This window comes from Pontimonas sp., from assembly GCF_031581085.1.
Taxonomy (GTDB): domain Bacteria; phylum Actinomycetota; class Actinomycetes; order Actinomycetales; family Microbacteriaceae; genus Pontimonas.
Genome location: NZ_JAVLBO010000004.1, coordinates 42,228 through 62,206, shown reverse-complemented (window position 1 = coordinate 62,206; position 19,979 = coordinate 42,228). Strand labels below are relative to the sequence as shown.

Genomic DNA, 19,979 nt, shown 5'->3' with positions numbered 1-19,979 from the left:
CTAGCGTCCCGATGACTCCGCGACGCCCTCGACAACCAGCGCAGCCAAATCCCGCGCGGCAAGACGAGTGAGGGGACTCAGTGTGTCCCACTCGATAATTGACCCGGCCGCCAACATCGGGTCGTAGGGGATGCGCACCACGTCACGCACACGAGACAGGAAGTGATCTTCGATTTCTTCGAGTTTGACGACGTTGGTGCCCTGCGTCGCGGTGTTCAACACGACAATGGTCTGGCGCACCAGATCGTTCCACCCATTAGCTTCCAACCAGGTCAGAGTCTCTGACGCGAGCCGCGCCTCATCGATACTCCCTCCCGAGACCACCACGAGACCGTCTGCACGCTCCAGGGTGGGCTTCATCACGGAGTGGACCACACCGGTACCGCAGTCGGTCAGAATAACCGAATAATACCGAGCGGCCGCGTCGGCCACGACGTTGTAATCGTCTTCGTCGAAGGCCTCAGCGAGTTGGGGGTCGGTGTCGGAGGCCAGAACATGCAGGCGGGTCTTGTCTTTTGACACCAGCTCCGCAAAATCGGTAAAACCCCGAATCCCGGCGATGAGTTTCACCACATCGCGGACAGTGGCCGCGGTGGAGCGTGGCACCCTCTCGGAGAGTGTGCCGCGGTCAGGGTTTGCATCGATCGCGATGACCCGGTCATCGCGGACCTCAGCAAGCGCCATTCCCAACAGGGTGGTCACGGTGGTCTTGCCCACTCCCCCTTTACGCGTCAGGACTGGAACGTAGCGAGCGTCTCCGTCGAAGGGGCGTGCAATACGCGCTGAGAGTTCTTTCCGAGCCCTGACGGCGCGGGAATCGCCCACATTGATTAAGTGGAACGAGAGCTCATAGAGCATCCGTTGAAAAAAGCCTTCCGGAGGCTCGACCGTCTTCTTGTGGTCTAATAGACGCTCCTCGGTGAGCATCCCACTGGCCTCAGGGCCCCCGCCGCTCGGACGTGCCGGCGACTTGTCACCGGTCACAGGTGCCTCCAGCACCACAGAATGGCTGTCGACCTGGTCGCTTCCAATCGCTGAGGGATCGACCTGGTGTTCATCGAGCACCGAATCGTGCTCGGCAGAATCCGTTGATGCACCCTCGCCGGAGGCGACTGCCTGAGGGTTGTCCTGAGCGGCGTCTTTGTTGTCCGCTGTGGCGTCCTCAGCGGACTGAGCCGCAGCGCTGTCATTGTTTTTTGCTCTAGCCACACTTGCTCCTTCGTGCCCGCTGCAGCGGGCCCACTCACTCTAGCGCGAGCCACTCGGGGAAGAGAGTGGCCGGCGGGGGTTACCTCACTGGTCGGAAATGACGAGCAGCAGGTCCGCGGCCTCAACGGCCTGGGTGAGCCCCACGGCGAGCCGGGAGACTACCCCCTCGACCTGACTGGTGATGGAGGCTTCCATCTTCATCGCTTCGATGGTGGCCACCACCTCGCCCACAGAAACCTTCTGGCCGACCTCGACTTTCAGCGTGGTCACTCCCGCGAAAGGCGCAGCGACGTGTCCTGGCTGTGTGGGATCGGCTTTTTCCGCCTGAGGGATTTCCACGCTGACACTCCGGTCGGGAACAACGACCGGGCGCATTTGGCCGTTCAGGCTCGCCATCACCGTGCGCATCCCCCGCTCGTCGGTGTCACTCATGGCCTCGAGTTCGACATACAAACTCACTCCGGGCTCCACATTGACCACAATCTCTTCGCCCACACGCAGTCCGTAGAGATAATCGCGAGTGTCGATGACGGAGACATCACCAAACTGGTTCACCACCGCCTCATACTCCTGTGCGGGGCCGGGAAAGAGCAGGTGGTTCAGCAGGGTTTGGCGATCTCGACCCGGCACAAGCAGGGTCGCCCGTTGTGAATCATCGATTGGTTCTTGCTGGAGATTTCTCGTGCGGCCAGCCATAATTTTCGTTCGAAACGGTTCGGGCCATCCGCCGGGCGGGTCTCCGAGCTCCCCGGCCATAAACCCGATGACCGAATCGGGAATGTCGTATTTATCCGGGTTGGCTTCGAAATCGTCGGGGTCGACACCGGCAGCGGCCATCTGCAGGGCCAAGTCGCCGACCACTTTTGACGAGGGCGTCACTTTGGTCGGACGGCCCAAGATTCGGTTAGCTGCCGCATACCAGTCCTCGATCGCTTCGAACCGGTCGGCGAGCCCGAGTGCGATGGCTTGCTGGCGCAGGTTCGAGAGTTGACCGCCCGGAATTTCGTGGTGGTACACCCGACCCGTGGGGGCGGGTAAGCCGGACTCGAAGGGCGCATAGACAGCTCGGACGGCCTCAAAATAGGGCTCCAGGGCAAAGACATTCTGAAGGTCAATTCCCGAATCCCTGGGCGTGTTTTCCAACGCGGCAATCAGTGCGGAGAGGGAGGGCTGGCTGGTCGTGCCCGACAGCGGAGCCGCCGCGGCATCCACCGCATCGACCCCCGCCCGCGAGGCGGCGAGGAGGGTCGCCAACTGGCCGCCGGCGGTGTCGTGGGTGTGCAGGTGAACCGGCTGATCGAAGCGCTCCCGCAGCGCACCAACCAGCGTGTAGGCCGCTTCGGCGCGAAGCAGACCCGCCATGTCCTTAATCGCGATGATGTGCGCACCCGCCTCGACGACCTCTTCGGCGAGGCGCAGGTAGTAGTCGAGGGTGTAAAGGTCTTCGGCGGGGTCCAGGAGGTTTCCGGAATAACACAGCCCCACTTCAGCGAGGGAGCGGCCAGTCTGACGTACCGCATCGATGGCGGGGCGCATCTGATCGACGTTGTTCAGGGCATCAAAGATTCGGAAAATATCGACACCCATCGCACTGGCTTCGTCGACAAAGGCGTCGGTCACTTCCGTCGGGTAGGGCGTGTAGCCCACCGTGTTGCGGCCACGAAGGAGCATTTGCAGGTTGACGTTGGGCAGCGCTTCGCGCATCCGACCCAGCCGCTCCCACGGGTCCTCACCCAGAAACCGCAGCGCCACGTCGTAGGTCGCCCCGCCCCAGGCTTCCAACGAGAGCAGGTCCGGAGTGAGCCTGGAGACGGCGGGCAGTACATCGACCAAATCTTTCGTGCGCACCCGGGTGGCCAGCAAAGACTGGTGGGCGTCGCGAAAACTGGTGTCCGTAATCGCCAGAGCAGATTGCTCGCGAAGCGCGCGCGCAAAACCTTCCGGGCCCAGTTGCTCGAGCCGCCCTCGAGAGCCCTGGGCGGGCTCGGCGAGCAGGTCGACCTCGGGCAGTTTCTCACTGGGTCGTATCAGGCCACGACCGTCACCGTGGGGCTGATTAACCGTGACGTCAGCCAACCAGGTCAGCAATTTTGTGCCCCGGTCTTTGGAGGCCCGCGGCGTGATCAGTTCTGGGTGTTCGTCGATGAACGACGTCGAAACATCCCCGGCGACAAAGGATTCATCGGCCAAGACCGCTTGGAGGAAAGCAATGTTGGTGTGGACGCCACGAATCCGAAATTCGGCGAGGCCTCTCCTGGCCCGGCGAACAGCCTGATCAAAATCTCGACCGCGGGTGGTCATTTTGGCCAACATCGAATCGAAGTAGGGCGAGATTTGTGCGCCCTGGTTCACCGTTCCCCCATCGAGGCGAATGCCGGCACCCCCCGGAGAGCGGTAGGTGGTGATTTTGCCGGTGTCTGGTCGAAAATCGGCGCTGGGGTCCTCGGTGGTGATCCGACACTGCAGCGCAGCGCCGCGCACCTCGATGGTGTCTTGACTGAGTCCCAGCTCGGCGAGGCTCACCCCGGCGGCAATCTGCATTTGCGCGCCCACCAGGTCCACGTCGGTGACTTCTTCGGTCACCGTGTGTTCGACCTGGATTCGCGGGTTCATTTCGATGAACACGTGTTGGCCGGCCCGCTCACCGGCGGTGTCCAACAAAAACTCCACCGTTCCCGCATTGACGTAACCCACCTGGCGGGCGAAAGAGACGGCGTCGGCGAGCATGGCGTCTCGAATCGCGGGGTCAAGGTTTTGGGCGGGGGCAATTTCAATCACCTTTTGGTGGCGCCGCTGCAGCGAACAGTCTCGCTCAAAAAGATGCAGTGTGTCGCCGGCGGAGTCGGCCAAAATCTGGACCTCAATGTGACGAGGGCGCACGACGGCTTGTTCGATGAACATGCGGTCATCGCCAAACGCGGAGGCCGCTTCACGCATCGCCGCCTCCAGCGCGGGGCGCAGCAGCTCGCGGCTTTCCACCCGGCGCATGCCACGTCCACCACCGCCAGCCACCGCTTTGGCAAAAACGGGGTAGCCGATATCGTCCGCTGCGGCGATGAGCGCGTCGACGTCGGTCGTCGCCTCACTCGATTCGAGGACGGGCACCCCCGCCGCGCGAGCCGTATTTTTCGCTTCGACCTTATTTCCCGCGAGGTTGAGGGCTCGCTCCGGGGGCCCGACGAAGGTCAGGCCGTTGTCGTGGGCCTTTCGGGCGAGTTTGGGATTTTCGCTGAGAAAACCGTAACCGGGGTAGATCGCGTCGGCTCCCGATTCGAGCGCCACGCGAATGATTTCGTCGATGTCTAGGTAGGCCCGCAGTGGGTGGCCAAGCTCTCCAATGCGGTAGGCCTCATCGGCTTTCATGCGGTGTAGTGAATTGCGGTCCTCTTGGGGGTACACCGCGACGGTTTTTGCCCCCAATTCGTAGGCCGCGCGAAACGCCCTGATCGCGATTTCGCCACGGTTTGCGACAAGAATTTTGTCGAACACGTCACAGCCCTCCTATTACCGGCGACACACCCCGATTTCCACCGCGGTACGCCCTCGTCCAAGCCTACTGAGGTTAAGCTGTGGTGACATGCGCGTGGTGAGTGTGAGTTCTCTTAAGGGTGGCGTCGGCAAGACGACGGTAACCCTCGGTGTGGCATCGGCTGGCTTCGCTCAAGGCCAACGCACTCTGGTCATCGACATGGACCCGCAGTCAGACGCGTCCACCGGCTTGGATGTGATAATGGGCAACCACCTCACGGTTGCTCACGTGCTGGGTAACCCCAAATCTCAGACAATTCGCCAGGCAATCGCCCCATCGGGCTGGACCAAAAATCACCGCGGAACGGTCCACGCGATGCTGGGCTCACCCGCCAACATGCAGTTTGATACCCCGATGTTGACCAGGCGGGAGATTTGGCGGATGGAAGAGGTGTTGGCCGAGTTGGAAGCCGACTACGACCTCGTCATTCTCGACTGTCCCCCGTCTCTCAACGGCCTGACTCGGATGGCCTGGACGGCCAGTGATCGCGTGTTGGTGGTCACCGAACCGAGCCTTTTTTCCGTCGCGGCGACGCAGCGCGCCTTTCGCGCGGTCGATGAGCTACAGCGCGCAGTCTCGCCCAGACTGAGACCTCTGGGGGCCGTGATCAATCGCGTGCGCCCGCAATCCATCGAGCACCAGTTCCGCATCGATGAAATGCGGGAAATGTTTGGCACGAGGGTTATCGAACCGCCACTGCAAGAGCGTGTCGTGCTGCAGCAGGCGCAGGGTTCGGCCACGCCCGTGCACCTCTGGCCGGGAGAATCGGCAGAGGAGGCCGCAGCGCTCTTCGATGCCCTTCTGGTGCGAATTCAACAAGACGTGCCAATCGGCACTGGAGCCTAGGAGCGCTCATGGCCCGCGCGGTCTAAACCGCGCTCTGCACGCCCCGCCGACAGTGTCCAGCCAGCGGGGTGTTTCACCCTCGCGGGGAGAGTCGTGCTAGCTGGCTCGGCGGCTTCGCCGAGCAGCCAGCTCGTCTCGAGGGTCGAGTGTGGCGTCGGTCGTTTCCGCGCTCACCAGGGTGGATTCCACTTCGCGCAGGACTTTCCCGACCGCAATTCCAAACACTCCCTGACCCCTGGAGACCAGGTCGATGACCTCGTCGTTGGAGGTGCACAGATACACCCGCGCGCCATCGCTCATCAGAGTGGTTTGGGCTAGATCTTCCACGCCGGAGCTTCGCAGCTGCTCCATCGCGACGCGGATTTGCTGAAGCGAAATTCCGGTATCGAGTAGGCGCTTGACGAGTTTGAGGACCAAGATGTCCCGGAAGCCGTAGAGACGCTGCGAACCCGAACCCACCGCATTTCTGATGGTGGGTTCGACCAGTCCGGTGCGCGCCCAATAGTCCAGCTGCCGATAACTGATTCCGGCAGCGGCCGCGGCGACTTGGCCGCGGTAACCGTGGTCGGCGTCCAATTCAGGCAAGCCGTCGGTGAAGAGAAAATCTCCGGGGTGTGTCCCGTGGCCGGAAGGCGTGTAATCCATCACTAACGCTCTACCTTCATCCTCTAGTTGACAGTTAGGCTCGCTCCCCCACTGTACTGATCGATGTCACCGACAGTGGGATTGGGGGCTGGCGATACGCTCGGGCGTGTCGCCAGCTCTGCCTGCTACGACTCTAACCCCTCCAGTGCCTGGCGCACTAGGGCCACACGCAGTTGCTGGACGATATCGGCCAATTCGCGTTGGAGTTCTTTGTGGGAGCGCTTCGACTCCGCACTCTTCTCACTTTTTGCGTCCACCGCGTGGCACACCAAATCGACCTCGCGGGCGACCGCCTGGCTGAGGCCGCGTAGGTGGCGCGGGGTGAGACCAAAAGTCTCGGCCTGCACGAGCGATTCGACAACGCGCAGATGGTGCGGGTCAAATAGTGGCCCAGGAGAGATCAAGCCCTGGGAGATCGCCTCATCCACCAGTTCCTTACTCGCCCCACTCCGGGCAATCAATTCTTTCCGCTCCAGGGTGTTGGGCCGCCCGACGGCCACCGGCTGAACGACCCGCGACACCCCGGGAAGCTCCGGTGAACCCCCCGCATCGAGCTCGTCGAGGTAAGACTTGATCACCTTCAGCGGCAGGTAGTGATCGCGCTGGACCCCCAAAATGAAGCGCAACCGCTCCACGTCCGAGTGGGAATAGGTTCGGTAGCCCGCGGGCGTGCGACCGGGCTTGACCAGATGGCGGTCTTCGAGAAAACGCAATTTCGACGGCGAAAGGTCGGGAAACTCGGGGCTTAGCCGTTGGAGCACCTGTCCAATGGACAGTAAGTTACGTGCCGGCTCTGGAGTGGTCGCCGGGCTCACCCCCGCCACCTATGCGCCCCGCTCGGTCTGGCCGGCCGAGGGATAAAACGTCATGCGAAATTTTCCCACCTGCACTTCAGCGCCCTCGTGGAGAAGCGCCTGGTCGATGAGCACACCATCGAAATAGGTCCCATTGAGCGAACCCATATCGCGTACTTCAAAAGAGTTGCCGTGGCGTACGAATTCTGCGTGCCGGCGAGAGACCGTGACGTCGTCCAAAAAAATATCCGCCTCGGGGTGGCGACCGGCAATGGTTCGGTCCTGATCGAGCAAAAACCGCGCTCCGATACCCGGTCCCCGGCGCACGATGAGCAGGGCAGATTCGGCAGGAAGAGCCTGAACAATGTCTTGTTCTTCCAGACTCAAACCGTTTTCTAAGCCTTGAATCTTCGATTCAAAATCGGGCCCGAAGCGCTGAGTGCTTGAGGTGTCATCGGAGGGAGCTTGTCCGTCCTCAGAGTGATCCACCATGACCTAGCCTTCCGTCGTGGCTGCTAGCGTACCGGACTCATCGGGGCGCCCTGCACGCCGTGTGCGGGCAATACCCACGGCATCGAGAAGATACAAAATCCCCGCCCACCAATACAAGACCACGCCCGCGACAACGACCGCCCACGCAAACGGGGAGACGTAGACCGAGACACCCTCAAACACACTGACCAGGAGAAAGAGCGGTAGGGACAGCAGCAGGGCAAATGTGGCCCATTTCCCCATCCACTTCACCGGGAGAACCCCGACCCCAAAACGGCGAAAGATGAGCGTGCCGGCGCCCAAGAGCACATCGCGTCCCAGCACGACCAGCACCACCCACAGGGGCACGACGTCCCGAAACGTCAACGCCACCACCACCGCGGCAATAAACAGCCGGTCCGCGAGGGGGTCCAATAACTGGCCCAGTACCGATACCTGTCCCAACCGACGCGCCAAGGCGCCATCGACAAAATCCGTGGAGACCGCAACGACCAGGACGATCAACCCGATCAGGTCATCGCCTCGCCACACAAGCCACAAAAACAGCGGAATGGCTCCGAGACGAAGCACACTGACCAGATTGGGAAGGGTCGCAATTCGGCGGCTCACCGCAATAGCGCCGGAGGGAGTCTCACCCCCGTCAACCCTCTGCCCCACAGTGCGATCTGGCACGTCATTAGTCTACGGCTGACCCAGATGTTTTCTCAGCAAAATCACGGCGACATGGGCGTGGCGGAGCCCACTATTGCCGGGTGTGCTTCCTACGCTGTGGAGTTATGTCTTGCATACGATTCAATACCCCCGCTCAAAAAGAGCAGTTGGAGAACCTCCGCTCGCACAGCGACACCGACGCGGTCGCCGCGTTCCTCTCTCCCGCCATCAGCGAATCGAAAATCAGACGAATCGAGGCGATGGCTCGAGATGACCACCCCAAGATTCGAGAGAGTGCTGCGCTGTCCTATCACGCTCCCGAAGCGGTCTACCACGCGCTCGCCCAAGATTCCGATGAGGGTGTGCGCCAGTGCTTGGCGAGAAACCCGCACACCCCGTGCGAGGTATTGCGCCAGCTGGCGAGTGACCCCAGTGAGAAGGTGCGGGCGTTCGTCGCCATCAACTACAACGTCCCCGAAGACGCCATGGAGGCACTATCGGGCGACCCCAGCGAGACAGTTCAAGCTCTCGTCTCCTGGAAAGCCTCTCTCCGGGAAGATCAACCCGTAGGGGTCTAGCGACGGGCTATCGTCCCGCATTGTCACCGGGGTTTCCCCGCTGGTGAGTGTCACACCAGGGGTATCACACCAGGGGTGTCACACCCGGTTATTACCCCGGGTCTCTAGCGCTTGTGCTGTGCAGCCGGCCTGCGCTCCAACACCATGAGGGCGACAACGATGACCACTCCGAGGGCTGCCCAGAGCAGTGCGGGCACGAGTTGATCTATCACCGGGGTCAACAGCACCCGCTCGTCGGTCTGCCACGGCCACAGGGCACGAAGCGATCCCAACAACAACCCCGTCATCACCGTCAGGGTGAGAGCCCTGGCCCGCTGCAACAACCACTGCAGCAGGACCACGAAGGAGCCCAAACCCAAGAGGGCGCCCGCAATAAAGAGACCCAGGTAGCCGAAATCTCGGTCGTTGACCGCCGCGAGCGTAGGTTGGTAGAGGCCCAGGGAGAGCAGCAGGAAAGACCCGGAAACTCCGGGGAGGACTAGTGCGCAGACCGCCAAAGCGGCCGAGGAGATAATCATCCACGGCTGCGGGTCGACCTGGTTCAGCGGAGCGAAACCCAGCACCAGAAAAACCCCCGCCCCCACGGCCAGGACCAACACGATACGCGAGAGGCCAAAGGGCTCCCCCACCATTCGGATGGGCACCGCCAGCGACGCGACGATCAGCCCGGCGAAAAACGCCCGAGTGAGCTCCGGAAACTGATCAATCAGTGGCTCGATCACGGCGGCCGCTGCCACAATCGCCACCAGCATCCCCGCAGCGATGAGGGCAAGGCGAAACCAGGGCAGTGCTCGCAGTGCGGGCCAGTCCCGTGATCGCTTCGAGGGCCGAAACAGCGCGAGGGCCGCACGCACCATGACGGCAGCGGAAGAAATCAGGGTGTCATAGATGCCCACCAGAAGCGCAATGGTCCCCCCGCTGACACCCGGAATGATCTCGGCCACACCGATCGCCCCACCGCGCACCGTGTCGACAAGTCGCGCACCCCACGCCCTCATCGACCCACCCTCCGACCGATGAATCGGCGCACTCTGCCGAGGAGTTTCTTCAGCTGGTAGCTCCAGCGATACTTCTTCACACCCAAACCGCGGGATTCCACCCATTCTCGGTCGGCAGCCTTATCCAGGGTCACGGTCTCCGGGTGCACGAGAGGGAGAATCGCCTCGGTCGCCTTGGCCGCGCGCAGCGAATCACCCGATGTGTGGGTGGCGTCGGGGCGATTCCAGCCAATATTGCTCACCAGGTTCACTCTCGGAACGGCCACCAAGCCACCGTTTTTCTGGACGGTGAACTTCCACTTATAACCCCAGGCATCGATGCCGCTAGTGAAATAGTGGTCAAAACTTTTTCGACGCACCCGGCGCTCGACTCGATCCGGATACATCTGACGCTCGGTCGAACTCGCGCGAATCGCGGGCCAGCCGGAGAGCTCATGATCGAAGTGCCTCCAGGCCCTCGCCCAGGTCGCCCACCCCCAAATCAGTGGGTCGCGGATAAAGCCGTAACTGGCACCGTGCGAAATCGGCAGATCGACTGAATTGTCACCGGAGATGCACCAGACGCGGTCATCGTCGCGGTATTTTTCGAGTAGTTGATCGCAGTAGCCAAAAAAGTCCGGGTGGGGCACGCAGTCATCTTCCAGGATGATGCCCTCATCGACGTGGGAAAAAAACCAATCGAGGGCTCCAGACACCCCGGCAAAGAGTCCCTGATTGTTCTCGTTATAGCGATAGTGAACGGTGGGGCTCCAGTCGACCATCTCGTCGATTACGGCCCGGGTGTCCTGGACTTTGGTGGCTTCGCCCTCCGCGCCTTCACGGGGTCCGTCACTAAAAACGAAGAGTTCACGAGGCTGCGCCCGCTGCAGCGCCCCCAATACTTTCGCGGTCGTATCGGGGCGATTGAAAGACAACAGCAACACGGGCGATGTCGTAGAAATAGTGGTTCTCCTCACGGCGCTACCGCCCTCAGTGTAGGGCTCGGTGGACAAGGCATCGGAGCGCACGCGCTCCCCGGGGCCTAGCGGCCCGTGGGCCTCAGCCCCTGTTCGTACTGCCAAATAGCTCTCGCGACAACTTTTCGATCCCGCGAGTGCACAATCGCTCTGAGTGTCGCAGCCAAGACAAAACCGATGATGGCACCGGCGGAATTGGCATAGATGTCGTACACGCTGGAGACTCTCTCGCTGAGAAACTGCCCCTGAAAGTGTTCAATGAAAGCAGAAAACCCGGGACCGATTAACACGGTGAGAGCCGAGAGTCGTTGGGGCAGCAGGATGGCGACGATGAAACCGAAGGGAACAAACATCCCCACGTTCGCCAGGAACTCTATTTCGCCATAGCCAAACCAGGTCGGCACACCGTTTCGGTGGAGCACCTCGATAAGGCGCAGCACCGCGTTTTGATAGTTGACGTCCATTTGGGTGGGCGAGAGCGTCACCGCGAGTATCAGGCCGCTGTAGGCGAAGAGGATGGCCAACCCAATGAGGAGCCGCAGTCGGCTTTTGCGTGGAGCCTTCCCCATGAGCGACATATCAGGTCCTTTGTGGCCGCAGTGATTGGTGTGCCCTTTGAGCGTAGTGGCGCGAGCTCGCTGTGCGCGGTGCAGATTCGCTCCGCCCACACACACGCAGATGAGGGGCCCGACGGGGGCCCCTCATCTGTTGCGTCGGTGCGGCGATTAGGAGTTCTGGTATTCGCCTTCGAGGGCGTAGCCCTCTTCACCGTGGACGATGGTGTCGATTCCCGCCACCTCGTCTTCGTTGGTCACTCGGAAGCCCATGGTCTTCTCGATCGCGAAGCCGATGATCAGCGCCGCAATGAAGGAGAAGATCAGGACACCGAATCCTGCAATCGCCTGGACGATCATCTGACCGAAGTCACCACCGGTGAACAGGCCAGTACCGGTCGCGAACAGACCCAAGTACAGGGTTCCGACCATTCCGGCCACGAGGTGGATTCCCACGACGTCCAGAGAGTCATCGAACCCGAACTTGAATTTGAGCTCGACGGCCAAAGCGGAGAGGATTCCCGCCACGATACCCAGAATGACCGCGAAGGTCGGGGTCACGTTGGCACAGGCCGGGGTGATGGCCACGAGACCGCTCACCGCACCGGAGGCAGCACCCACGGAGGTCGGTTTGCCGTCTTTGATCTTCTCAATGAACAGCCACCCGAGAATGGCTGCCGAGGTGGCGACCAGCGTGTTCAGGGTAATTAAGCCCGCAAGCTCCATGCTGTTGGCGTATTCGGCGCCCACGTTGAACCCGAACCAGCCAAACCACAGCAGAGCCGCACCCAGCATCACCAACGGAACGTTGTGAGGCTTGTGCGCACCCTTTTCGAAGACCACCCGTCGGCCAAGAACAATGGCCAAGGCCAGCGCCGCTGCACCGGCGTTAATGTGCACGGCGGTACCGCCGGCGTAGTCAATGACTTCGGGCAAACCCAAGGTCTCGCCGAGGTTCATGATCCATCCGCCGCCCCAGACCCAGGCAGCAACCGGGAAATAGACCAGCGTCGACCAGATGCCCGCGAAGACCATCCAGGACCCAAACTTCGCACGGTCCGCGATAGCGCCCGAAATCAACGCCGTGGTGATGATCGCAAAGGTCGCGCCAAACGCTGCCCCGATGAGATCCTCGTTCGAACCGGCAATGCCCCCCAGTCCAAAGTCAGCAAACGGGTTACCCGAGAACGCCCAGGTGCTCCCCACGGCTGACATGTTGAACCCGTAGAGCACCCACAAGACGCCGACGAGTGCCATCGCGCCGAAGCTCATCATCATCATGCTGACCACGGATTTGGCTTTCACCAAACCGCCGTAGAAAAACGCGAGGCCGGGTGTCATCAACAACACCAATGCGGTGGCCATGACTGCCCAGGCAAGTTCGCCTGTATCCATTTTTTCCCCCTGAGAATTGGTAATCAGTGGAGGCTGTGATCACGCGACCGTTTGGTTGCGTGCACAACGCTCTGTGTGCTCACTCAGTGTGTGGGCGGCGCGTTTCAGGGAAGGCAGCCTGGATGTTACCGGGGCATTACCGAGGCGGCCCCCACGTTAAGACTGTGTTTCTGGCACCCGTTGTGGTGGCGAAGCGGGCCGTGTGGCCTATGGCCCCTCGGCCGATGGCAGCTCGACCAGTCGAGACAGCGCAATCATGCGCGAAGTCGCCCGCAAATATTTCTTTCGATACCCACCAGAGAGCATTGTGTCGTCGAAGACTTCGTCCAGCGCCACGCCGCTGGAGGCGATAGCGACCTGTTGGTCGTAGAGGCGATCAACGAGAGCCACCAGCCGGAGCGCCTGGGCTTGGTCGTGCAGGACGTGCACGTCGTCAAGAATGACCGTGTCCAGATCGCGCACCAGACCAACAAAACGACTCGGGTGGATCAATCGCAGGTGATTGACCACTTGATCAAAGCCGTCCCTGGTCACAGCGCCCGAGTTTTCTGTCGCAATCTGGTCTAACTGCTCAGCGCTGAAGCTCACCGCGTGGCCGTCAAAGTCCCGTTTGCGGTAATCCTCACCCTCGATACGAACGGTGAGAAACTTATCCGACAGGGCAGTAATTTCTCTCAGAAAGTCTTCTGCGGCGAAGCGCCCCTCGCCCAACGCGTTGGGCGGTGTGTTGGACGTCGCCGCGAGACGGGTCCCGGTATTCACCAGTTCACCGAGCAAGCGTGACATGACCATCGTGTCGCCCGGGTCATCGAGTTCAAACTCGTCGATTGCCAAAAAATCTGCGCCCCTGAGATGCTCAACGGCTCCCTGGTAGCCCAGGGCGCCCACGAGCGCGGTGTATTCGATAAACGTTCCGTAATAGGTGCGTCCCGGTGTGCTGTGCCACAGCGCAGCGAGGAGGTGTGTTTTGCCGACTCCGAAACCGCCGTCGAGGTAAATCCCGGGGCGCTCGGGTGATTCTGCTGCCGGCTTCGCCTTGCCAAACCACGACTTCACCCCCGACGGTCGAAAGCTCCCGCCGAGAGCAAACTGTTGAACAGCGGCCAATGCGTCCCGCTGGGACGAGTAGGCGGGGTCGGGGACGTAATTGTCGAGACTAGCCTGCGCGAATTGAGCCGGGGGGTGAAAATACTCCAGCAGATCCGCGGCGCTCATGTCGGGATTTCGCTCCACGAGCCGCGAGGGAGACGATTGGCTGGTCGAATAAACCATTGAAGGGTGTTGCTCCTTTTTTCCCGTGATTTTCCAGCCAATTGGTGGGAGACTGTTCATAGTCTAATCACGTCTAATGCCCAGGTTTCTGGGCAGACCGGGAGTCGCTATGCCCCTACCCACCGATCCTTCGAGCGCCACTCACGACTACGCCCACCCCGAACGCCTGGTGAGCACCGAATGGCTCGCCGAACACTTAGGCACCGAGGGGTTAGTGGTTGTCGAATCGAACGAAGACGTCCTCCTCTACGACACAGGACACATTCCCGGGGCGGTCAAAATCGACTGGCACACCGAATTAAACGACCCTGTCGTGCGCGACTACCTCAACGGAGAGCAATTTGCGGCACTCATGTCGGCGAAGGGAATCTCCCGAGACGACACCATCGTGATTTACGGCGATAAGAGTAATTGGTGGGCCGCCTACGCCCTGTGGGTCTTTAGCCTCTTCTCCCACCCCGATGTTCGCTTGCTCAACGGCGGACGCGATAAGTGGATTGCCGAAGGCCGTGAGACCACCCGGGAGGTCCCGGCGCCACAGGCGGCCGAGTACCCCGTCGTCGCCAGACACGACGAGACCCTGCGGGCGTTTAAAGAAGACGTCCTCGACCACTTCGGCCGTCCACTCATTGATGTGCGCTCTCGTGAGGAATACACCGGTGAGCGCACGCACATGCCCGCCTACCCGGAAGAAGGGGCGCTGCGGGGTGGACACATCCCGACCGCGCAGAGTGTGCCGTGGGCGCAGGCAGCCAACGAGGACGGAACGTTTAAATCTCTCGCGGACTTGAAGGCGGTCTACACCGATCAGGCCGGTGTCGACGGATCAGAGCCCGTCATTACTTACTGCAGGATTGGTGAGCGCTCCAGCCACACCTGGTTCGTGTTGCAGCACCTCATGGGTATCGACAACGTGAAAAACTACGACGGGTCCTGGACAGAATGGGGCTCCGCGGTGCGGGTCCCCATCGCGAAGGGTGACGAGCCGGGCGTGGCCCCTGGGCGATAATGTCTGATTCAGCCGCCACGCTGCCCCAGTCCCTGCGTTCCATTCAGGACGATTTCCTCGCGCTCGGGGTCAATGATCGTCTCCAGTTGCTCCTGGAGTTCTCGGACGAGCTGCCGGAAGTTCCCGACGGAATCGTGCCGGAAGATGCCTGGGAGCGGGTCACCGAATGCCAGTCTCCGGTGTTTATCCACGTCGATGGCGCCACCGACGAACCCACCGTGTATGCCTCCGCCCCCGCGGAAGCTCCGACGACCCGAGGTTTTGCGTCAATTTTGGTTCAAGGCTTCCGGGGCTTGAATACAGACGAAATCTTGGCGGTTCCGCTTGATTTTCCCCAAAGTCTGGGCCTCGAAGAGGCGGTCAGCCTGTTGCGCTTACGAGGAATGGCCGGAATGATTTGGCGAATTCAACGCCAGCTTTCACAACCCGCCGCCGGGTGAGCCCGCTCTCGTGAACCTCTACCGGGTCTACCCCACGAGCGCGCTGCTCGACACCGAGGCTCCAGACGCACCCGAGACACTGGCAAATTGGTTTGCTCCACACCACACCGAGCTCATTCGCTGGGCGCTTGTCTCCTCCCCGCGCGGATTGATGCAAGACCAAGAAGGCCAAAGTCTGGGGCTCTCCCACCCACTCGATCGAAAGATTTTTCGCACCCTGCGAGAGCAGGCCGATGCGGTGATCACCGGAGCACACACCGTCCGAGCCGAACCCGTCGCACTACCCGCTACGGCGCGCCTGGTCATCGTCTCTCGACACGGCGACCTGGCCACCCACCGCATCCTCGCCAGCAGCTTCCGACCGGATGGCATTCTGGTCCTCACCGGGCCACACCCCACGCACGACCCCACCCAGTTTTTTGACCCCGGTGTCGCCCAGCACCGCGAACTGGCCGATGCGTCGTCCATCAGCGCCCCGGATATCGTGAGGGTGCTTCGCTCCGAAGGGTTCCACTCCCTTCTCCTGGAAGGCGGTCTCGAACTGGTGCGCCCGTTTCTCGATGCCCAGTTGGTTGATGAGTGCGTGCTGACCATGACACGCTCCCCCCTGGTGGAGTCCCATCCCCCGCTGCCCTGGTGGGAGAAACACTGGGGGCAATGGAGCGCCAGCGCCGTATTTACCGATGATGCGCGCTACCTGTACACCCGCTACCACCCTCCGCACAGCGCTGAGGCTGTTTCACATCCCTCGGCGCGTTAGCAATCCTGGACAGGCCGGGGCGTTTAGATTGAGGCCATGAGCGCTGCACCCGATGAGCAACTTCCCCCCGAATTCGAGGGGGCCTTACGCACTGTCGCGGACGTGGAATTCCGTGACGATATCCACGTGGCCGATATTCCCGCTCCTGCGGGAATTGCCCCCTTTGCGAGGGCATGGTCGGCGACGATTGATCCTCGCTCCTCCGACGGTGATCACGGTACCGCCCGTCTGGTCATCCTCTACGACCCGTCAGCTCCGGAGAGCTGGTCGGGCACGTTCCGCGCGGTCTGTTTTGCCAAAGCCCCGCTCGACCAGTCCATGGGAGAAGACCCTTTCTTGCCCGAGGTGGCGTGGAGTTGGTTGATGGATGCACTCGCGCAACGAGGCGCCACGTTCTCTCGCGAAGCGGGAACGGCCAGCACCATCATCTCCACCGGCTTTGGCGAGTTGGAATCAGACCGGGTGGGCACCGAAATTGAAATGCGTGTCTCCTGGTCTCCTGGAGGGGACCAACTGGGCGCCCACGTCGAAGCCTGGTCGGAATTTGTGGGAATGCTGGCGGGTTTACCCCCTCAGGTCGAAGGAGTAACGGCTCTTCAGCCGGGCCGCAATCGATGAACGAGAGTTCTTCCACGACCCCAGCGCCGCCTCTTCGCACGCGCTCGGCGCCCGACCACGGCCTCGAAGTCATCACTTCTGGTCGTGACTGGGAACGGGTTTTGGACGTGGTCGCCGCGGGGAGCGGACCCATTGCCCTCGATGTCGAACGAGCAAGTGGTTTTCGCTACTCACAGCGGGCCTACCTGGTGCAAATCTACCGCCGCGGCGGCACCAATTTCTTGGTCGACCCCCTCGAGGTGTCAGACCTCAGTGGTTTCACCACGCGCTTTGGCGACGAAGAGTGGGTTCTCCACGCTGCGAGACAGGACCTCGCCAGCTTGCGTGAAGTGGGTATGTCGCCGCGAAAGCTTTTCGACACTGAACTGGGCGCGCGCCTGGCCGGACTCTCCCGAGTGGGATTGCAGGGCTCGGTGGAAGACCTGCTGGGCGTGCAACTGGCCAAGGAACACTCGGCGGCCGACTGGTCGACGAGGCCACTGCCAGAAGGATGGTTGAACTACGCCGCTTTGGACGTGGAGGTTCTGCCTGACCTGCGAGACGCCATCGCTCGAACCCTGCACGAGGCCGGAAAGGCCGATTACGCCCGGGAAGAATTTGACGCCATCCTCTGTGAAGCACCACCCGCCACTCGCGCAGAACCGTGGCGCAGGCTTTCGGGTCTTCACCAGGTCCGGGGCGCACGCGGTCTCGCCATTGCCCGAGAACTCTGGTGGGCGCGCGAAGAGTTCGCCAAAGCTCAAGATGTCGCCCCGGGCCGGCTGATTCCCGACCGTTCGATCGTCCACGCCGCCATCGAGCGCCCCAGCTCCCAGTCCGCACTGACCGGCTTGAAAAACTTCCACGGGCGCGCGAGCAGGAGCGAAGCACCCCGCTGGTGGGCGGCCATCCAGCGGGGAATGACCACCGAGGAACTTCCGTCCCTGCGCGGTGCGCAGGACACTCTGCCGCCGCCTCGGGCCTGGGCCGACAAAGCCCCTGAAGCCCACCGTCGCTACGTGCTCGCGAGGGATCTCATTCAGCGCGCGGGCCAGCGCATCACGATTCCCGCCGAGAACATCCTCACTCCGGACTATTTGCGCCGCATCTGCTACTCCCCCCACGACCCACACCACCCCAGCACGATCGATGGCCAGCTGGAGAGATTGGGCGCCAGAAGGTGGCAACGCGAGCTGGTACTCCCCCTCCTCGTGGAGGCATTTAGCCAAGCGGCCACCCTCGACGAGCTGGCCGCAACCGACTAGTCGCCCACGGCGCGCACTGCGCCCGACTACTCCGTTGATTCCGAGAGCGATTGCTGTTCGGTGGAGAGGTCCTCATCCGCCTGGCCCGGCAGTGGTCTCGCGACGGGAACTTTCGTCCCCAAGACCTGAGCGACAAGGTTGCGAGCAATATCCTGCGCGGTCAGTCCTACCTCGGCGAGAATCTCCGCGCGGCTGGCGTGATCGAGGAAACTATCGGGAAGACCCAGCTCATCGACCGCCGTGTCGACACCCGCGAGGCGAAGTTCTTGGCGGATTCGGGTCCCGATGCCGCCCACCCGGGTGCCGTCTTCGATACTGGCCACAATTCTGTGGTCTCTGGCCATGTCCACCACGCTGGCGGCAACCGGGACTACCCACCGCGGGTCGATGACGGTGGCGCCAATTCCCTGGTCCGCGAGACGCTCTGACACATCCACCGCCATGTGCGCCATGGGTCCCACCGCCACAATCAGAACGTCCTTGTGGGCGGCTTCGACCAGCACATCGACACCGTCCTCGGTGCGCCGAATGGCCGGCAACTCGGCAGCGACTTGGCCTCGAGGGAAGCGCAGCACGGTGGGAGCATCGTCGACGGCGATGGCCTCGTCGAGTTCTTCGACCAGTCTTTTGGCATCGCGCGGTGCGGCCAGGCGAATACCCGGCACGACCTGGAGGATCGAGAGATCCCACATACCGTGGTGGCTGGCGCCGTCGGGACCGGTCACGCCGGCACGGTCGAGCACAAACGTCACTCCCGCTTTGTGCAGGGCGACGTCCATCATGACCTGGTCAAAGGCTCGGTTGATAAACGTCGCGTAGATCGCGACCACCGGATGCAATCCGCCGTAGGCCATGCCGGCGGCGCTGGTGACGGCGTGCTGCTCGGCGATCCCGACATCTAAGACCCGGCCGGGAAAGCGCTGAGACATTTCGTATAACCCGGTGGGTCGCAGCATTGCCGCCGTAATGCCCACCACTGTGTCGTTTCGTTGGGCCTGTTCGACCATCGCCTCGGAAAAGACCTGGGTCCAGCCCACCGAACCGGAGGTTCCGGTGGACAGCCCGGTGACGGGGTCAATCTGGCCCACCGCGTGAAACTGATCGGCTTCGTCTGCCACCGCCGGGCCGAAGCCTCGACCTTTTTCGGTGATGACGTGGACAATCACCGGCTGCGAATACGCCTTCGCTTGGGTAAACGCCTTTTCCAGGTCGGTCAGGTTGTGACCGTCGATGGGGCCCACATACTTGATGTCCAGGTTCGAATACAGCGCCTCGTTGTTGGCAAACCGGGCGACAAAGCCCCGGACACCACCGCGGATACCCCGATAGATCGCCTTGCCCGGGGCGCCGAAAAGACTAAAGAACGCCTCGCTGCTGCCACGAAAAATCCGGTAGGACTTTTGCGTCCGAATGCTTCCCAGTGACCGTGCGATTCCCCCGATGGTGGGGGCATAGGAGCGGCCGTTGTCATTGACGACCAGAACCAGGTTTCGCTGGTTGTCGTGGGAAATATTGTTCAGCGCTTCCCAGGTCATTCCTCCTGTGAGCGCGCCATCACCGACGACAGCGACCACAAAGCGGTCATCGTCGCCACTGACCTGGAAAGCTCGAGAAATTCCGTCGGCCCAACTGAGCGAACTCGACGCGTGCGAACTCTCGACAATGTCGTGTTCGGATTCGCTGCGCTGGGGGTATCCGGCCAACCCGTCTCGCTGGCGCAGCTTGGAAAAGTCCCGGCGGCCGGTGAGGATTTTGTGAACGTAAGACTGGTGACCGGTATCCCAAATGATCGGGTCTTTGGGAGATTCAAACATTCGGTGGATCGCGATGGTCAGTTCCACCACGCCCAGGTTGGGGCCCAAATGGCCGCCCGACTGGGCCACTTCACGGACCAAGAATTCGCGGATTTCTTCCGCGAGGGTGCCCAATTGGGAAGAATCCAGACCGCGAAGGTCCTCCGGTGAGTGAATTGAATCGAGCAGCGCCATC

General features: G+C 61.7%; 19 protein-coding genes. 7 read left to right on the top strand and 12 right to left on the bottom strand.

Going from position 1 to position 19,979, the window contains the following annotated elements; translation table 11 throughout:
• Both RI518_RS02420 and RI518_RS02415 read right to left on the bottom strand, forming a co-directional pair.
• Positions 1-1,209: a MinD/ParA family protein gene (locus RI518_RS02420; RefSeq protein WP_310689250.1), complete on the bottom strand. Its 1,209-nt coding sequence runs from the start codon at positions 1,207-1,209 to the stop codon at positions 1-3.
• An 84-nt stretch (positions 1,210-1,293) separates the two neighbouring features.
• Positions 1,294-4,698: a pyruvate carboxylase gene (locus RI518_RS02415; RefSeq protein WP_310689249.1), complete on the bottom strand. Its 3,405-nt coding sequence runs from the start codon at positions 4,696-4,698 to the stop codon at positions 1,294-1,296.
• 88 nt (positions 4,699-4,786) lie between these two features.
• On the opposite strand from RI518_RS02415, the gene RI518_RS02410 reads away from it, so the two are divergent.
• Positions 4,787-5,584 (top strand): ParA family protein, encoded by a 798-nt coding sequence (locus tag RI518_RS02410; RefSeq protein ID WP_310670942.1) that lies wholly within the window; start codon positions 4,787-4,789, stop codon positions 5,582-5,584.
• Between the two features lie 96 nt (positions 5,585-5,680).
• Here the strand turns inward: RI518_RS02410 and RI518_RS02405 are convergent, their stop codons facing one another.
• The 4 genes from RI518_RS02405 to RI518_RS02390 form a co-directional block, all read right to left on the bottom strand.
• The gene (locus tag RI518_RS02405) at positions 5,681-6,229 is read right to left on the bottom strand and encodes a MerR family transcriptional regulator (protein WP_310670941.1); all 549 of its coding nucleotides are present in this window, start codon (positions 6,227-6,229) and stop codon (positions 5,681-5,683) included.
• Between the two features lie 125 nt (positions 6,230-6,354).
• Positions 6,355-6,990 carry a MerR family transcriptional regulator gene (locus tag RI518_RS02400; protein ID WP_310689248.1) on the bottom strand — a complete coding sequence of 212 codons (636 nt, stop codon included), beginning with the start codon at positions 6,988-6,990 and terminating at the stop codon, positions 6,355-6,357.
• A 63-nt stretch (positions 6,991-7,053) separates the two neighbouring features.
• Positions 7,054-7,515: an FHA domain-containing protein gene (locus RI518_RS02395; RefSeq protein WP_310670938.1), complete on the bottom strand. Its 462-nt coding sequence runs from the start codon at positions 7,513-7,515 to the stop codon at positions 7,054-7,056.
• 3 nt (positions 7,516-7,518) lie between these two features.
• Positions 7,519-8,187 carry a CDP-alcohol phosphatidyltransferase family protein gene (locus tag RI518_RS02390; protein WP_310670937.1) on the bottom strand — a complete coding sequence of 223 codons (669 nt, stop codon included), beginning with the start codon at positions 8,185-8,187 and terminating at the stop codon, positions 7,519-7,521.
• Positions 8,188-8,291: 104 nt separating this feature from the next.
• On the opposite strand from RI518_RS02390, the gene RI518_RS02385 reads away from it, so the two are divergent.
• Positions 8,292-8,744 carry a hypothetical protein gene (locus RI518_RS02385; protein ID WP_310670935.1) on the top strand — a complete coding sequence of 151 codons (453 nt, stop codon included), beginning with the start codon at positions 8,292-8,294 and terminating at the stop codon, positions 8,742-8,744.
• A 104-nt stretch (positions 8,745-8,848) separates the two neighbouring features.
• Here the strand turns inward: RI518_RS02385 and RI518_RS02380 are convergent, their stop codons facing one another.
• From RI518_RS02380 to zapE, 5 genes are all read right to left on the bottom strand, one after another.
• Positions 8,849-9,742, bottom strand: a complete 894-nt coding sequence (locus RI518_RS02380) for a DUF368 domain-containing protein (RefSeq protein ID WP_310689247.1) — start codon at positions 9,740-9,742, stop codon at positions 8,849-8,851.
• Entirely contained in the window at positions 9,739-10,698 is a 960-nt protein-coding gene (locus RI518_RS02375) for a glycosyltransferase family A protein (protein WP_310689246.1), read from the bottom strand. Before RI518_RS02375 ends, RI518_RS02380 begins: the two co-directional genes overlap by 4 nt.
• A 65-nt stretch (positions 10,699-10,763) precedes the next feature.
• The gene (locus RI518_RS02370; protein WP_310670931.1) at positions 10,764-11,276 is read right to left on the bottom strand and encodes a VanZ family protein; all 513 of its coding nucleotides are present in this window, start codon (positions 11,274-11,276) and stop codon (positions 10,764-10,766) included.
• Positions 11,277-11,423: 147 nt separating this feature from the next.
• Complete coding sequence (locus tag RI518_RS02365; protein ID WP_310670930.1) at positions 11,424-12,647, bottom strand: ammonium transporter; 1,224 nt, start codon at positions 12,645-12,647, stop codon at positions 11,424-11,426.
• 207 nt (positions 12,648-12,854) lie between these two features.
• Positions 12,855-13,919: a cell division protein ZapE gene (zapE, locus tag RI518_RS02360; protein ID WP_310689245.1), complete on the bottom strand. Its 1,065-nt coding sequence runs from the start codon at positions 13,917-13,919 to the stop codon at positions 12,855-12,857.
• Positions 13,920-14,028: 109 nt separating this feature from the next.
• On the opposite strand from zapE, the gene RI518_RS02355 reads away from it, so the two are divergent.
• The 5 genes from RI518_RS02355 to RI518_RS02335 are packed head-to-tail and all read left to right on the top strand — an operon-like array spanning position 14,029 to position 17,990.
• Positions 14,029-14,928, top strand: a complete 900-nt coding sequence (locus tag RI518_RS02355) for a sulfurtransferase (RefSeq protein WP_310671124.1) — start codon at positions 14,029-14,031, stop codon at positions 14,926-14,928.
• The gene (locus RI518_RS02350) at positions 14,928-15,368 is read left to right on the top strand and encodes a SufE family protein (protein ID WP_310670927.1); all 441 of its coding nucleotides are present in this window, start codon (positions 14,928-14,930) and stop codon (positions 15,366-15,368) included. Before RI518_RS02355 ends, RI518_RS02350 begins: the two co-directional genes overlap by 1 nt.
• Positions 15,369-15,378: 10 nt before the next feature.
• Positions 15,379-16,128, top strand: coding sequence for a dihydrofolate reductase family protein (locus RI518_RS02345; RefSeq protein ID WP_310670926.1), 750 nt, complete (start codon positions 15,379-15,381; stop codon positions 16,126-16,128).
• 36 nt (positions 16,129-16,164) lie between these two features.
• The gene (locus RI518_RS02340) at positions 16,165-16,746 is read left to right on the top strand and encodes a DUF3000 domain-containing protein (RefSeq protein WP_310670925.1); all 582 of its coding nucleotides are present in this window, start codon (positions 16,165-16,167) and stop codon (positions 16,744-16,746) included.
• Positions 16,743-17,990: an HRDC domain-containing protein gene (locus tag RI518_RS02335; RefSeq protein WP_310689244.1), complete on the top strand. Its 1,248-nt coding sequence runs from the start codon at positions 16,743-16,745 to the stop codon at positions 17,988-17,990. The genes RI518_RS02340 and RI518_RS02335 overlap by 4 nt, the downstream gene beginning before the upstream one ends.
• A gap of 26 nt (positions 17,991-18,016) precedes the next feature.
• Here RI518_RS02335 and dxs read toward each other — a convergent pair whose 3' ends face one another.
• The gene (gene dxs, locus RI518_RS02330) at positions 18,017-19,978 is read right to left on the bottom strand and encodes a 1-deoxy-D-xylulose-5-phosphate synthase (RefSeq protein WP_310670922.1); all 1,962 of its coding nucleotides are present in this window, start codon (positions 19,976-19,978) and stop codon (positions 18,017-18,019) included.
• Position 19,979 lies beyond the last annotated feature (1 nt).